This is a genomic window from Fodinibius sp. (assembly GCF_034521915.1).
Lineage (GTDB): Bacteria > Bacteroidota > Rhodothermia > Balneolales > Balneolaceae > Fodinibius.
Genome location: NZ_JAXHLU010000007.1, coordinates 33,649 through 49,265, shown reverse-complemented (window position 1 = coordinate 49,265; position 15,617 = coordinate 33,649). Strand labels below are relative to the sequence as shown.

The 15,617-nt window shown below is 42.2% G+C and carries 12 protein-coding genes; 1 reads left to right on the top strand and 11 read right to left on the bottom strand.

Features of this window, described 5'->3' with window-relative positions; all coding sequences use genetic code 11:
* Positions 1–3: 3 nt before the first annotated feature.
* Genes tpiA through gatB form a run of 3 tightly spaced genes read right to left on the bottom strand, consistent with a single transcriptional unit; the run spans position 4 to position 3,647 of the window.
* Positions 4–783: a triose-phosphate isomerase gene (gene tpiA, locus U5J89_RS05965; RefSeq protein WP_322574696.1), complete on the bottom strand. Its 780-nt coding sequence runs from the start codon at positions 781–783 to the stop codon at positions 4–6.
* The gene (locus U5J89_RS05960; protein WP_322574695.1) at positions 780–2,153 is read right to left on the bottom strand and encodes a TlpA family protein disulfide reductase; all 1,374 of its coding nucleotides are present in this window, start codon (positions 2,151–2,153) and stop codon (positions 780–782) included. Before U5J89_RS05960 ends, tpiA begins: the two co-directional genes overlap by 4 nt.
* Before the next feature lie 42 nt (positions 2,154–2,195).
* The gene (gene gatB, locus U5J89_RS05955; protein ID WP_322574694.1) at positions 2,196–3,647 is read right to left on the bottom strand and encodes an Asp-tRNA(Asn)/Glu-tRNA(Gln) amidotransferase subunit GatB; all 1,452 of its coding nucleotides are present in this window, start codon (positions 3,645–3,647) and stop codon (positions 2,196–2,198) included.
* A gap of 185 nt (positions 3,648–3,832) precedes the next feature.
* On the opposite strand from gatB, the gene U5J89_RS05950 reads away from it, so the two are divergent.
* Positions 3,833–4,381 carry a hypothetical protein gene (locus tag U5J89_RS05950; RefSeq protein WP_322574693.1) on the top strand — a complete coding sequence of 183 codons (549 nt, stop codon included), beginning with the start codon at positions 3,833–3,835 and terminating at the stop codon, positions 4,379–4,381.
* A 167-nt stretch (positions 4,382–4,548) separates the two neighbouring features.
* Here the strand turns inward: U5J89_RS05950 and U5J89_RS05945 are convergent, their stop codons facing one another.
* From U5J89_RS05945 to U5J89_RS05915, 8 genes are all read right to left on the bottom strand, one after another.
* Complete coding sequence (locus tag U5J89_RS05945) at positions 4,549–5,844, bottom strand: DUF1565 domain-containing protein (protein ID WP_322574692.1); 1,296 nt, start codon at positions 5,842–5,844, stop codon at positions 4,549–4,551.
* Positions 5,777–6,295, bottom strand: a complete 519-nt coding sequence (locus U5J89_RS05940) for a PKD domain-containing protein (protein ID WP_322574691.1) — start codon at positions 6,293–6,295, stop codon at positions 5,777–5,779. The genes U5J89_RS05945 and U5J89_RS05940 overlap by 68 nt, the downstream gene beginning before the upstream one ends.
* 273 nt (positions 6,296–6,568) lie before the next feature.
* Entirely contained in the window at positions 6,569–9,952 is a 3,384-nt protein-coding gene (locus U5J89_RS05935) for an IPT/TIG domain-containing protein (RefSeq protein ID WP_322574718.1), read from the bottom strand.
* Between the two features lie 109 nt (positions 9,953–10,061).
* Entirely contained in the window at positions 10,062–10,298 is a 237-nt protein-coding gene (locus U5J89_RS15910) for an IPT/TIG domain-containing protein (protein WP_416208501.1), read from the bottom strand.
* Complete coding sequence (locus U5J89_RS05930) at positions 10,282–10,968, bottom strand: IPT/TIG domain-containing protein (protein WP_322574690.1); 687 nt, start codon at positions 10,966–10,968, stop codon at positions 10,282–10,284. Before U5J89_RS05930 ends, U5J89_RS15910 begins: the two co-directional genes overlap by 17 nt.
* Positions 10,969–11,023: 55 nt before the next feature.
* On the bottom strand, positions 11,024–11,332 hold the full coding sequence (locus tag U5J89_RS05925) for an IPT/TIG domain-containing protein (RefSeq protein ID WP_322574689.1): 309 nt from the start codon (positions 11,330–11,332) through the stop codon (positions 11,024–11,026).
* 115 nt (positions 11,333–11,447) lie between these two features.
* Positions 11,448–13,526: a tetratricopeptide repeat protein gene (locus U5J89_RS05920; RefSeq protein WP_322574688.1), complete on the bottom strand. Its 2,079-nt coding sequence runs from the start codon at positions 13,524–13,526 to the stop codon at positions 11,448–11,450.
* A gap of 7 nt (positions 13,527–13,533) precedes the next feature.
* Positions 13,534–15,540, bottom strand: a complete 2,007-nt coding sequence (locus tag U5J89_RS05915; protein WP_322574687.1) for a fibronectin type III domain-containing protein — start codon at positions 15,538–15,540, stop codon at positions 13,534–13,536.
* Positions 15,541–15,617 lie beyond the last annotated feature (77 nt).

Sequence of the window (15,617 nt, the reverse complement as noted above, 5' to 3'; positions counted from 1 at the left end):
TTCCTAATTACTTTCTGAAAGCTCATCGGCAACATGAATAATATCCGTAAAACTATCGGCTTTGAGTGAAGCTCCGCCAATTAGGCCGCCGTCAACATCGGGCTGCTCCAGAAGTTCTTCAGCGTTATGAGGTTTCATACTTCCGCCATATAAAATACGAATCTGATTTGCAGTATCATCTGAATAAAGATCTGCCACTTCTTCCCGAATCATTGCATGCATCTTCTGTGCTTGATCTGGAGTTGCCGTTTCTCCGGTTCCAATCGCCCAAATAGGTTCATAGGCGATGACAAGGTTAGAAGCATCTTCGTCTTCTACACCAATTAAAGCAGCCTGTACTTGTTTCTTAACACGTAATTTATGCTCATTAGCCTTACGCTGTTCCAAAGATTCGCCAACACAAATTACCGGTTTTATTCCATCAATCAATGCCTTATTGACCTTGGCATTTACTGTTTTATCTGTTTCACCAAAATACTGACGACGTTCGGAATGACCCAGAATTACGTATTCACAATTTACTTCCTTAAGCATCTCAGTGCTCACTTCACCGGTAAAAGCACCGTTATCTTCGGAATGAACATTTTGTGCTCCCAATGCAAGGCCTTCGATATCCTGTAATTCGACCGAAGCAGTAGTGAGCGAAATGGTAGGCGGACATACTAAACCATCAACAGCTTCAGGCATATCCTCGATAATATCTTTTATGCCCTGTAGCAGAGTTGATGTTTCCTTGGGTCCACAATTCATTTTCCAGTTTCCGGCTATTAAAAATCGTCTCATGATGCAGGTTCCTCGTTGTTTTCTTTATTAATAATTTTCTGAATACCTTGAATTACATCTTCAAATTCATTGCCCACATACTTCCTGATAATTTGTCCATTTTTATCCACCAAGAAGCGCGTAGGTAATAAACGGATATTAAATTTTTTCAGCAATTCTTCTCGATCAAATGCCTGGGCATCGGCTACCGGCCACGGCTTTACGCGTTCTTCAAAAAAAGCATCAACCGTAACTTGGCTTTCATCAAGAGGTAACGTTACAACCTTCAAACCAAAGTTTTTGTAAATACTGTGAATTACAACTGTCCTATCGAACTGTTCCTGATACAATTGATTGCTCAACCGCGTAACTTCAAGAATATAAGGCGTTCCGGAAAGTGAATCACGACTTATAATTTTTCCATTTTGAGAAAACTGAAATTCAGGGATAGTATCGCCCGGCGACAGATAGTTGATATCATAGCTCATAGATTCAACCCAGTTACTCGTTGAATCTTCGGGATATTTTTCTTTAAAATCAGCCAGCTCCTGCTGTGCCTGATCTACACGGGCACTGTCGTAAAGCAGTTTTATTCTTTCGCGGGCAATACCTTTCAAACTATTTTCTGACTCTGTTATTTGCGATAATGAATCCAGGTATACCAGCGCTGAATCAAGTCCCTTGTTCTCTGCCATATAACGTTTACCAAAGGTAGCTCCCAAATCACTCAAATCATCGTGATCATCAACAATACGAATACGATTCATCATTTGGGGCTTGTCAAAACTTTCCAAGATTTTTATAGCCTCCCGAGCAGCAAAATTTGATGCAAAGGTACCCTCTTCTTCCTCATAAACATCCCAATAAAGATTAGTCCATTTTTGGAGCTCATCGCGCAGGGTATCTCCTTGAAGCTGTCCGGCCCGTGCCAACTGCATTATCCGGCGAAAATTCTTGCCCAACCGTTGATAGGTTTCCATCGCATTATGCTCGCGAGACGCAATTTTCAGCGTTTCCCTGATATTGGGAAGTTGACCCGTAATAAAAACAGAATCATCCTCGGCCAATATTACACCTGCCCGCGCCAGATTTCTATTATTCCGACTTATAATTAAAGGATATCGACGTTTTTCCAGAAACGTTGCCATCCCCGAAAAGCTACCATTAGAGTCGGTTACCGCGTGATAAAGTGTATCGGCATCAGCATTGGCAGAATCTTTTTTAATGATAGTAAATCCAATACCTGAAAAATCACCACTGGAATCTATTGAGTCTGAAACAGTAAAACTTCCTGAGATGTATGCCGTTTTTGTTTCTGACTCACTTGAACAACCCCAACTGATTACCCCGATAACCAGAACGATAAAAAAATACTTTACTTTGGTTAGCATATATTCTTACTGGAATAAACGTTATATGTATTGATGTTTTTATTACTCTTCATCGAGACGGTCCGAAATCATCTCACGCACCATTTCCGGATTAGCCTTACCTTGCGAACGCTGCATAACCTGTCCTATAAAGAAGCCTATTAACCCCTTTTTACCATCTCTGTAGCGCTCTACTTCATCAGGATGCTGATCAATAACTTCATCAACGATGGGCTCTAAGAAATCGGTATCTGAAACCTGAACCAAATTCATTTCTTGCGCCAGCTCTTCGGCAGATTTTTCTTCCTCAAGCATGGCATTATAAATTTCAGTCATTGCTGACGAGTTAATTTTATCATCCTCCCTAAGCTCCACCAATCCGGCTAGCCGTTCTTCAGAAATAGGAAATTCCTTAATACTAATACTGCGGTCATTTAACGTGCGCAGCACCTCGGTTAAAATCAAATTGGAAACCGCTTTTGGATTACCGGCATGGAGCAGAACATCCTCATAAAAGTCTGCCAGATACCGATCTTCAGTCAGCGTCTGCGCATCATCATCACTCATATCAAACTCATCAATAAAGCGTTGCTTGCGCACATCGGGCATCTCGGGCAGCTCTTCCCTGATATCCTCGAGCATTTCGTCGGTTACTACTACCGGTGGAATATCCGGCTCGGGAAAGTAGCGATAATCATGGGCTTCTTCCTTAGAACGCATGATCCGGGTTTCCATCTTATTGGCGTCCCAAAGCAAAGTTTGCTGTATAACTTTATCGCCCGATTCGATGAGTTCGATTTGTCGTTCAATCTCAAACTCAATAGCTCGCTCCACATTACGGAAAGAGTTCATGTTTTTGAGCTCCGTTCGCGTGCCAAATTCTTCTTGACCTTTGGGTCGTACCGAAACATTAGCATCGCACCGCAGGCTTCCTTCTTCCATATTCCCGTCACAGATTTCCAAATACTGCACAATCTGCTTAATGCGCTTCAGGTACTCGTATGCCTCTTTGGCTGATCGAATATCCGGTTCCGATACAATCTCAATGAGCGGAACGCCCGCTCGATTAAGATCGATCAACGTGTTAAATGGATCCTGATCATGAATGGATTTTCCGGCATCTTCCTCCATGTGGATACGCGTAATGCCGATCTCCTTTTCCACATCATCCGTCGTTATATTAATCTGTCCATCGTGACAAATGGGTGTATCATATTGTGAAATCTGGTATCCTTTGGGGAGATCGGGATAAAAGTAATTCTTGCGAGCAAAAATAGATTTGCGAGCGACATCGCAGTTGGTAGCCAACCCCATTTTGATGATATAGCGCACCAGATTTTCATTGAGTACCGGCAGCGTTCCGGGATGACCCAAACAAAGCGGGGAAACCTGTGTATTAGGTGAACCGCCAAATTCTGTTGAAATCGGGGCAAAAGCTTTACTTTCTGTTAGTAACTGGGCATGCACTTCAAGCCCAATAACTGCTTCGTAATTATCGTTAACCGAACTGCTCATTACTTTTAATTTATCTTACTAATTAAAGAATTTTCTAAAATACTATGTCACTCTTATACAAATTCAGAATGATATAAGAACCTAAGTTAATTTTATAAACTTATTTTGATGACGAAAGATATTAAACGTCTGGGACTTTTATTAATCATTCTGAGATAAAATCGGCACGGTATAACACATTTATAATGAGACATAAAGAACTGCATGTATTCGAAGAAAGCAACCATCTTTTGTGGGGATTAATAATTCTGGTGGCTACCGCTTTAGGCACCTATCTGCTGGTCGGTTCTTTTGTTACGATGGATTGGTATCCCTTTAATATCAGGCAGTTGCTTGCCCTGGGACTTTTTGTAATTAGCTTCACCGGTATTATTAAATTATCGGAACCACTATATCATTTTATACTCTATTTTGATGATGACGTACTCATTATCGATATCAATAAGGGAGATGTAAAATCCGATACCCTGCAGATTCCTGTTGATCATATTCAACACCTTGAATTTGCCCCGCATAATCCGCGTGATGCTGATGAGGCCCTGTTCGATTTCTCTACCAATTATCACTTGCTCTATAAGAAAAAAGACGATGTATCTTATCATAAATTACTAGGTGATCAATCCGCATCAATTACGCTGAAGGTAGACGATATAGCCGACATTATGCGTTTTATCAGTAATAGAAATCCGGATATTCAAATTCCAAGAGAACAAGCAGCCTACTTTAATTTGTAAAAACAGATCTTGATAATACCGAGCGGTAATCAAACCACTTAAATGTTTCATGATGAATTTCAGATGAAATAAAAAAAATGCCACCGCCCTAAAGCGATGGCATCAAAGGTATCTATCTCTATCAGAGTAGTTTATTTGTTAGAAGTTGCGGTAGAAACAATGGAAAGTTAGTTACAAACTTCAGTACTTCCCGAGCCCCAACGAAGACTCCCACCTTGATCGTCGACGAAAATCTCTCCCTGATCATAATCACTTAAATTTTGTCGGCAACGTGGCGCTGAACCATTAGACCACGTATTACTCAATGCTGGTACTTCGGTTTGCACTTCTCCGCTACGCGATACCTGAATGTCCCACCCCATAACATTCTGAAAAACATTATCGCCAGGTTCTTCATCAGTGCCTAAATCTACGAAGAAGTTATTATCATTGGGCATATTTGGTCCGCCAATATCTATGGCACTTGTGTTTATATTTCTAAAAGTGGTCCCACGAACAACTAAAGTCCCGTCCAATTGTTGGATGGCATCATAAGCCAAATTCACGCCTGATTTATGGGTGAGAACGCCCTCAATAACACTGTCTGTGACTCGTACTTCAGCAGCTCTCATCAAAATCGCGGACCATTGCGTGTACTGTATTGTTGAGTTTAAAACTTCAATACTGGTATTGGGCTGTGTATTATCCATTACTATACCATATTTAAATCGATCCCCTGACTCTGTTTCTGTACTGCTGGTTATAGTCACATTTTCGAGCGTCAAATCAACCGCATCTTCCAAATCAAATGCATACGGGTTTACAAGGCTAACACCGGGCTTAAAGACGGAGTTTGTAACATTCATCGTAATATTGTTAACATCATCCACTTCAATGGCGCCTCCCTCTCCGGTATTTGAAATATCAGTATCAGAAACATTTAGCGTTACATTTGAAGTATTAAAGCGGTTTCTGTAAGCCTGACCAATATTATTGCCATCAAAGGAACTGCGGGCCTCATTATATCCCCGTAATTTTACGGTCATATTATTACCGGTTGAAATACCTACGCCCTCTTCAGCATTCATACTAATACTCACATCCTCCAGCACCACAGTTGAAGACCCCATATCACTTCCGCTCAAAATATATACCGCATCAGGATCACCGTTAAACGTACCACCGGTATAGCCGTTTTCGACTTTTAAGTGTCTTAGCGTCACGCCCTCTCCAACATAAATTGCAGGATCGCCATCGACGTCGGGACTTAGGATATGTATATTATTTCGATCTACTCCCTGATCACCTTTTACAATTAAGTTGCCAGAAAAACTCAATGGAAAGCTTTCACCATTGGCCTGATCGTATAATCCCTCAGCGACACGTATCGTATCAATGTCCAAGAAAGCATCATTCTCATTTTGATCGTAAATAGACAGTGCCTTTGTAATTGTTTTTAAAGGGACTGTCTTGCATATATCCATCGATATCTCCATCAGTACCATTATTGGCATCCACAAAAAGACGCTTGGCAATGGCCGAAAAAACCACTTCGTCAGTATCACTTTCACCATCTGAGGTAACCTCAAGCTGTAGTTCATATTCTCCGGGCAGATCCGGAATAAAACTGGGACTGGCTGTATTAGCGTCACTTAATGAGGCATTGCTGTTTGCCGGCTGACTGCTTATGGTCCAAGAATAACTTACGCTGCTACTGCCGCTTGAACCAGATCCATCTGCTATTACTTCAAATCCTACAATTTCATCTGAATCACTGCCAGCATCCGCTGTAGCACTTGCTGCTGGTGGATTATCTCCATCTCCGTTATCATTATCACCATCGTTAGTATTTTCAGGCCCGGTGCCGTTATCACTGCACCCAAGTACGAGCATTAAAGAAATGACAATGGTAAATAGTGTGGCTTTCTTAATCATCTTGCTATGTTTTTAAATTCGGTATGTATTTAAGTTCTGCTATTGTTAGATACGTAGCCGAATTCAGAAACGGGTCAAACAATTATTAGAAGTTTAAAAATCACTTATAAATTGGTACTCCTGATGTTGTAGGATATACTTTCAAACAATACTTCTATTAGTCAAACCCAATTAAGACAGGAATTGTTACTATGGATGCTATTTACAAAAACCTAGGAAAATTAGGAGCTAAAAAAGTTTTAAACCCTTGTTCTTATATTCAAAACTAAATCATTACTCGATAACCCAGTCAGGATGATCACCATCTGCTACCTTAATCATGTTGTTAATTTCATTAATAGGCGTCCGATAGATACCAGAATCATCACACTCATATACTAAATGATTTCCGTTTGGAGACCACGAAGGTGATTCGCAGTAATTAATTCCATCATTAGCTGTTGGATTCACATCCGTAAGTTTAATTTTGTTACTACCATCAGCATTCATGATAAAGATCTCATTGGAGTCGTAAGCAATTTGAGTACCATCAGGAGACCAGCGTGGATTAAATTCTTGATCAGAAGTCTCTGTTAACCTTTGAATATTTGTCCCATCAGAATTCATCACCATAATATCATACCCTTGAGGATCAAATCTATTTGCATAAACAATTCTTTCACCATCCGGTGACCAATCAGGGGCAGTGGCTTGTACACTAGATCCTGTTGAGGTTGTAAGACGAGTAAGATTACTACCGTCACCATTTATGGTAAATATTTCGCTACGCCCACAATCCGTACAATCACTAGCATCGTACTCAAATACGATCTGCGAATCATCCGGTGACCAACCTCCAGGCACAGCGTAACCTCCAGTATTAGTCAACTGCTCTATACCAGTTCCATCAGTGTTCATCACGAAGAGTTGTCGATCACCAGCTCCGTCAAAGCTAGCAAACGCTATTTTTGAACCATCATTAGAAACAACGGGATAAAATTCACTCAAAGAATTGTTGGTAATTATCAGCTCATTTGTGCCATCTGGATTAATTGAGAATATTTCTCGGCTATCAGATCTTCCGGAGAAATATATCTTCCCCTGTAGTGGACTTTCACAACTAATATCAAATTCCGTGAACCCAGCATTGTCAGCATTATTGAGATTGACTATTCGAGGGTTTTCACCGCCTACCGTACAATTACTTGCTATTCCCGAAAGCTGTACCCGCACCTCGTCAGCATAAAGATCATTGTACGTAACATTGTCGTTAGCCTTCACAAAACGATCATCCGCACCCTCTACCGAAAGAGTATACCCGTCAGGGTCAATATTACTTCCGGAGGTTATAATACTAACTTCCAAAAACTTGGGCTGTTGCACTGTAAAAGTCGGTCCTTGTACGCGGTAGCCGTAGGTAGAAACATAGACAGGTCCCGTACTAGCATCACCCGGCACATCGACCACTAGCTGTGTTTCTGAAGCAGATTTTATGGTCGCCTGTACTTCAACACTGCCGCTGGTAAATTCCACTTCATTATCGGTTGCCGTAGCGCTAAATCCACTACCTGTGATTGTCACCTCAGTGCCTATCGGACCCTCGGCGGGTGTAATGCTGTTTATTTGAGGAAGGGTCACCGTCACGTCTTTCGTGATCGTATCTTCAGCTCCCTCGTTGTCACCAACCGTCAATTCAACAGTATAGGTTCCGGGTATCTCAAAATTATGGTTTGTAGCCGAACCTGACTCTGTACTGCTCGTACCGTCTCCATAATCCCAATTATAGACAGATATAAATCCATCAGGATCTGAAGAGGCTGAAGCATCAAAATCGCAGCTCAGATTCTCACAAGAGAAGTTAAACAAAGCGGTTGGTGGTTGATTTGGTTCTTCACATTGAACATCAATGTTGGTAGCAGTAGTATCCCCTGCAGTAATATTTACATCGTAAGGATTGGCCCGATCCTGCATAATGAAACAGTTTGAAGCAATATCAGTGAGTTCAATCGAGTGACTGCCCTCGGACAAATCATCGTAGGCGACAAAATCATTTATATCTACCGACGAAGCTGTCCCTCCATCTAAGATCAATCCGTACCCATTCGAATCGAGACTAGAACCTGTTGTTGAAATATTAACCTCTAGCCGGCCGGTTGTAATAACAGTAAAGGTCGGTCCTGTAGCGGTTTGTCCGTTAACCGTTACTTCTACAGGGCCGGTAGTAGCATCAAAGGGAACAAAAGCAACCAATTCTGTAGTTGTAGCACTGTTCAGTTCTGCACGCACCCCGTTAAAGGTGACCACATTATCGGATAAAGTTGAACTAAAGTTATTACCACTAATCGTTACCTGTGTACCGGTAGCTCCCGATGTGGGAGAAATACTGTCAATGGTTGGGCCAACTCCGGTACAGCTAACATCAAACTGTGTAAATCCTGCATTGTCAGCATTATTAAGTGTTACTGTTCTTGGATTATTGCCATCAACGCTACAATTATCAGCTATTCCAGACAGCTGTACCTGCACTTCGTCGGCAAATAGATCATCATAGGTAACATTGTCATTAGCCTTGACAAAACGATCATCTGCACCCTCTACCGACAAGGTATACCCGTCACTGTCAATATCACTACCGGAGGTTACAATACTAACCTCCAAGAACTTAGGCTGTTCTACAGTAAAGGTCGGTCCTTGCACACGATAGCCGAAGGTAGAAACATAGACCGGACCGGTGGTAGCATCGCCCGGCACATCGACCACCAGTTGTGTTTCGGATGCCGTTTTTATCGTCGCCTGAACTTCTGTATTGCCGCTTGTAAATTCCACCTCATTGTCAGATGCTGTAGCACTAAAACCGCTTCCAGATATAGTTACTTCGGTACCTATAGGACCTTCGGTAGGAGAAATAGACGAAATACTTGGCAGGGTTGGACTTATCTCCTTAGTTGCAGTACTTTCAGCACCTTCATTATCAGTTACTGTAAGTTGTACTGTGTATGTTCCTTCTACTTCATAGTTGTGCGTAGTTGTTTGGTTGGATCCTGTTAACCCATCACCAAAATCCCAAGAATAGCTGTCAATAGAACCATCGCTATCACTGGACCCACTGGCATCAAATTGACACTGTAGATTTTCACAAGCTACTTTAAAAGAAGGGGTCGGTGGACTATTTAGAGCCTCACACTGAACATCAACATTGGTGGTCGTTGTCTGTCCGGCTGTAATATTTATATCATAGGGATTCGGGCGATCCTGAGAGATAAAACAATTGTCAGCAATATCAGAAATACCCACTTGATGAGTCCCTTCTTCCAATCCGGGTTGGGTATAAGTCTCATTGATATCGGTTCGTATTCCCTCTGCCTCATCAACAGAAACCAAATAGCCGTCAGGATCCTGATCTTCACCTTGAGTTGCAATCACTACATCAAGTAAACCGGTAGTAACTACATCAAAATCAGGTCCTGTACCCGTCTTACTATCCACTGTAACCTCAACCGGGCCGTCAGTAGCTCCTTCGGGGACTTGCGTGACAAGCTCTGTTGTGCTGGCACTATTCACCGGAGCTTGCGTACCATTAAATGTAATCGTGTTCTCAGAAGGCGTAGCACTAAAGTTTTCTCCTGTGATGGTTACTTCTGTTCCAACAACACCGCTTTGTGGGTTTATCGAACTGATTGCTGGAGCATCCGCCTCAACCGTGAACGTAGGCCCTTCAGCAGTTTGTCCATTAACGGTTACCTCAATTGGACCGTTTGTAGCACCTTCAGGAACTTCAGTAATAAGCTCAGTTGTACTGGCACTGATTTACAGGAGCTTCGGTGCCATTAAATGTTATAATGTTTTCTGAAGCCGTTGCACTAAAGTTTTCTCCAGCAATGGTTACTTGTGTTCCTACAGAACCTGATTGAGGGGTCACACTACTGATCTGCGGCGCCGGTAGCGCACATTCTATACTAAAGGTTGTTGTGTTAGTCTGGTTATCCAAAGTAACCGTGCGGGGATTTTCACCCAGAAACTGCACAAGTTTCTGGAATACTTGTCAACTCAACATCCACTTGGTCCGAGAGAATATCACTAAACGTTTTCTCACCATTTGGATTAATAAAAACAATATCTCTTCCAGTTACCGATAAACGATATCCATCAAAACCAGAAGGCGGGTTCGTCGTTTCAGTAATTACCTGAAGACTCTTAGGATTTTGGGTTGTTTCTACTGTAAAATCAGGACCTTGTACAGTTACATCTCCAACGGTTACCGCTACGGGGCCCGTTTCGGCTCCATCAGGAACAATACCTACCAACTCAGTTTCCGAAGCTGTTTCTATTGGAGCTTCTACACCGGCAAAAGTCACTATATTTTGAGAGATAGTACTGCTAAACCCACTACCGGAAATAGTAACAGCAGTACCAACAGTACCTGATTCCGGAGAAATATCCGTGATACTGAGTTTTTCCACAGTAAAAACAGGACCTACAGCTGTATCCTGATCTACAACTACAGATACCGGACCGGTTTCTACTTCTGGAGAAACGGTCGTCGTTAACATGGTATCGCTAGCAACTGTGACAGGCGTCTCTAAATCATTAAACAAGACTTTATTCATCTCAGGATTTGGATTGAAGCCATTCCCAAAGATCTGAACTTCATCGCCTGCACGACCTTTTACAGGATTAATAGAATCAATATTCAAGAAAAGATTCTTAGTACTATCAACGGTAAAAGATGGACCGGAAAGCGTATCTCCGTTACTTAGTAATAACCATTACCGGACCAGTGGTTGCCTCAAGCGGGACTTTAGTTTGGATAGACGTATCACTCAGCGTTTCAATTTGAGCCAATGTGTTATTGAAATACACCTCTTGCTCAGAAAGGTCATTACCAAAACCTTTGCCTCCAATTTGTACCGTCGCTCCAAAAGGGGCTTCTGCAGGTATTACGGATTTTATAGCTGGCTCAGACTCAGTTGATGCCACAGGATTAACATCCCTGCATCCCATATAGATGAATAGAAATGTTACTAAGATGAGACAAATGTTTAATAATGATCTTTGCATCGAGTTATGTTTTTCTCAAAAAAATATAAGGCACGCTCTTTATTATATATACGTCAATCGCATACAAAAACAGCTCATATAATTTTAAAACCAGCAAATTAGTAGCTATCGAAACTTATCCTTCTTTTATTAGTTTTTTTGCTTCTTCGAATCGATCAGCTTTATGAAGGGCCGATATTAAATGCTCTCGCAGCATCTTGTTATCGTTATTATTTTTATAACGTTTTAACCAACGATCGCAGAGTTCATCCAGCGAACCGTGCTGCTCGCTTACCTGCACTATCCTTTGATAGGCTTTTTCAAATGAAGCATCTGTTGTTAATGCCCGTTCATAAGAAAGAATAGACTTCAAATACTTACTTCGATCCTTATATACTTCTCCCAGTAGAAAATAAACCTCCGGATCACGAGCCCCCTGCCGTATTGCATTTTCAAATGATTGCTGTGCTGAATTTAAATGACCCGCCTTAATTGCAATTTTGCCCTTAAAAAGATGAAGCTTGGGACTTTCGGGATATCCCGATCGCACACCGGTGATTATCTTTTGGGCCTTTGTAACCGAAATGTTATTAGCCAAGTAATCATACCAGTCATCGATATATTTGTTTAGCTGTGTAATCTTGTGACTATTTTGCAACAATGGCGGCAGTCTAAGTTGACGACTCTCAAAGACATTATTCGCTTGCCCGGATAGCTCTTTCTGCAATGATGCATAAAGCTGAAACATTTTTATAAGTGCTTTCTCTGCCTTTTGACCTGCATTATGTATCTTTTTCTGCGTGTATTTCAATTCATATAGTATAGCTATCCCTTCATAACGAGTGCCCATTAACTTTCGAGTATAGCCTAATGCCTTATTTTCATTGTTTTGATCAATTAAGAGTTCTGCAATGTTGAGTGCAATTTCTGGTCTCTCATCTATTTTATACGCTTTTTCCAATAATATTAACGCACGTTTTTTTTCTTCTATTTGCTCAGAAACCCGGGCACCCTCAACCAGTATCTGCGGCTCCGGATACTTTTTTATCAACCGTTGATATACAGAGTCTGCTTTATGATAGTCCTCTTCATACAACCAAGTTCGGGCCGAGGCTATATCAAATTTAACATTTTGAGTAGTTGCTGCCAGAGAATCATACACTTGACGGGATAATTCAAACTTTTTTATCTGTATATAGGTCTCGGCAAGCTCCTCAGCTACAGCTGTATTCTCAGGAAAAGCCTGTCGCTGCAGTTCCAGAATATTTCGCTTTGCGGCAAAATCAAACCGCTGCTCACTCATCTTTTTCAATGCCTCGTAAAGCTTTTCTTCTTTTGGATGCTCTTGTACCAGCCTGTTCAAAAAAGCATTTGCTTTCTGAGCCTGATTAGCAGCCATTAAAGACTGCCCGTAGATAAGTGCATAATTCAGGTTCTCTTTATCTTTTTCATATAGCTGCCGGTAGGTATCAGTCATTTGTTGCAACTCCTTTGCACCCCGATAAGCCTGTCCCTTCATCATAAGCAACCGCTCAGAACCAGGGAACTTAGCGGTAGCTTTTTCCAGCACCGTAACGGCCTCATCCCATTGTTTCTTCTGCAACAAAACATATGCTAAGTTATTGTGAATATTTAGGCTGTCCGGCGAATAGCTTCGGGCGGTTTTATACTCTGCAATGGCATCATTAATATGATGGGCCTTATACGATTCACTGGCTTTTCGCTGATATAAATGACCCAGATAAGCCTTAACCTGTGCAAGCGAAATACCTCGTCGCTGTAAATCCCCCTCGTCCTTCAGCCTGCTGACAATTTTTTCATAGATCGGAATTGCTTTTTTATAATCTGTCCGATAATACGCTTCAGCCTCAAGAAGCAAGAGTCTAATATGACCGGGGGCAACATCAAGTCCTTTTTGAGTGGTTTTCACAACTTGTTCATACTGTTTAGCTCCCAGATAGGATGATGCCAAATATACATACGAATCTATGTTACGGGAATCCTTTTCGATCCCGCGTTCAAGAGTTCGAATTGCTTTTTTATATTCTCCCTTCTGATAGAGTTCTACCCCTTTTGAAAAATCTGACGAAAACGACTGGGCAGAAGCTTCATGCAGAGGTAAAGTCCCCATCATCCCTGCAAAAAGAAGCATTATAATAATAGCCTTTGAAGGAATAAAAAGTGATTTTATAAAGTGCAGAACATTCAACATCATTCTAAAACTATTTTCTTTCTACTGCTTGCGTCGCCGTCGCCGTTCGTGCTTCTCGGTCTAAGGCATCTACCGGAAATACTTTATACCATAAGCCGGCTTTACCAGCAGGATCGCTCCATTGCAAAACATCGCTGTCGGTTTCACCCACTGGCTCATAAACCCCGGTCGCAATATCCGATCTGTATATATTATAGCCAACCACCTGCTCGTTTGATGTGCCCTCCCAGACTAACTGCACGCTACCATTCATAAATACAGCCTGTACATTGCGGGCTGAGGCTGGGGCATGCATGCGACGCGTCATAAGTGTATCGGCAACGCCAATACTTTCATTATCCAGTGAATCTACTGCTGATACTGAATACCTGAATTTCTGTCCAAGCGGGACGGCTTCATCCCGAAAGTATCGATTGCTTCTTGTAACTTCTGCAAGCATGGAATCAACTGACTCATCCAACTCACGGCGATACACCCGATATCTGATAACGTCACGCGATTTTGAGGCCGGCCATTTAAGGCTCACGCGCTGGGCTTTTTGCATGGAAGTCTCAAGAAAGCTTGGGGATTCGGGCGGGGTTACATCGGGAATTTTCACTGTGGTATACACCGTATCGCTGCGGTTGCCATTTTCGCTGATAATCGAAACACCGTACTCCAGGGTAGTCCCTTCTACTAAGCGTTTCCCGGCAATGCCAGAATCTGCCCATGTAGTTTGCAATAATGCATCCTCATTAAGCTGACTGTAGGAACTCCCTCCGGGCGGATTCACTTGCCGCCGAAAAAGCTGATAGGTACGCAACCCACCGGGCACTTCACTACTCTCCCAGCGTATCCGTATTGTTTTATTATCTCTGTACTCAGCTGAGATTGAAGATGCAGGATCAGGTACGCGGTAATCAACGACAAATACATTAGCAGGATTACTCTGCTCTCCCTCATTACCGAGTGTATCAAGGGCTGCAACTCTGTAACGATACTGGTGATCGGGCTGAACGGTTGAATCTAGATACGCGGTCTGAAGAGCCGGAATAAGCTTATCCGTAATTTTAGTGTATTCCTCTTCATCGCCACGGGCCCGGTAAAGATGATATCCGCCCACATCCAGCTCGGTAGCCACCGGCCAGGTAACCCGTGCAGTGTTGCGGTCATGAAGTGATGCATTTACATTACGAATAATACCCGGCGGCACATTTTCCGTAATAGAAGCGGTTAACTCCTCGCTGGGAGGAGAAAGTTGCCCGCTATAATCGGCAGCATGCACCCTGAATACGTATTTAGTGCCCAATCGCGGGACCTGAAATTGATATCGAAATTCTGTATTGCCAATCGTGCGAGCTACGTAATCCTGATTCGCTTTCTGCCAACCTTCACTTCCAACTTCCCGATAATAGATTTCAAAGCGTAACACATTTTCAGCCTGCGGATTCTGTTGCGGCACATAGCTCCAGTTCAAGGTAACTTGATCTGCTTTATTCTCAATCTTTAGCTGGCTGGGTGCGGGAGGCTGCAGCGGTTCTAGGGTGGTTCTCCCTTCAATTTCTGTGCCGGTGGCGCGACCTAGATCATCAACAATCTCAAAACGATAATATACCATTTCACCAATGGGTGCTTCAGCATCAATATAAAGTCGCCCAACAGCTTTGGCTATTTCGGGATTTGCGGCTGTGGCAATCAGTCCCAGATCTGTACCCGACCGTAAACGCAGAAACACAGCTTGTGGATCATCACGTTCAGCCATCCGGGCGGCCCTAGGATACAGATCATCAATCATATTTTTAAAGTCATATCCATCAGTAGCCGGATAAAATGGCTCGTCGGTTAATTTATTCCACTCATCTCCGTTAACACTGCGATACACGTTGAAACCGTGAGAAAGCGGGATCGTTTTGCCATGATATACAAAAGCGCGCCCATCTTCGCGTGCAACAGCAAAAATTGACTGATCAGATTCCTGAGCTATAACAGAATCGCTCAAAATTAAACCTAAGAAGCAAAGTATAATTATCTGTTTCATGCTATTCGTTTTTATTCCTATCAATAAATTTCAACATTCTAAATACTATTTTACTTTTTTATTTCTTCTAACCGGAA

Bases quoted from the DNA above. Each gene is read 5' to 3' on its own strand.
- U5J89_RS05945 (WP_322574692.1), bottom strand. From the start codon at position 5,844: ATGGATATATGCAAGACAGTCCCTTTAAAAACAATTACAAAGGCACTG.
- tpiA (WP_322574696.1), bottom strand. From the start codon at position 783: ATGAGACGATTTTTAATAGCCGGAAACTGGAAAATGAATTGTGGACCC.
- U5J89_RS05960 (WP_322574695.1), bottom strand. From the start codon at position 2,153: ATGCTAACCAAAGTAAAGTATTTTTTTATCGTTCTGGTTATCGGGGTA.
- U5J89_RS05950 (WP_322574693.1), top strand. From the start codon at position 3,833: ATGAGACATAAAGAACTGCATGTATTCGAAGAAAGCAACCATCTTTTG.
- gatB (WP_322574694.1), bottom strand. From the start codon at position 3,647: ATGAGCAGTTCGGTTAACGATAATTACGAAGCAGTTATTGGGCTTGAA.
- U5J89_RS05925 (WP_322574689.1), bottom strand. From the start codon at position 11,332: ATGCAAAGATCATTATTAAACATTTGTCTCATCTTAGTAACATTTCTA.
- U5J89_RS05920 (WP_322574688.1), bottom strand. From the start codon at position 13,526: ATGATGTTGAATGTTCTGCACTTTATAAAATCACTTTTTATTCCTTCA.
- U5J89_RS05915 (WP_322574687.1), bottom strand. From the start codon at position 15,540: ATGAAACAGATAATTATACTTTGCTTCTTAGGTTTAATTTTGAGCGAT.
- U5J89_RS05940 (WP_322574691.1), bottom strand. From the start codon at position 6,295: ATGATTAAGAAAGCCACACTATTTACCATTGTCATTTCTTTAATGCTC.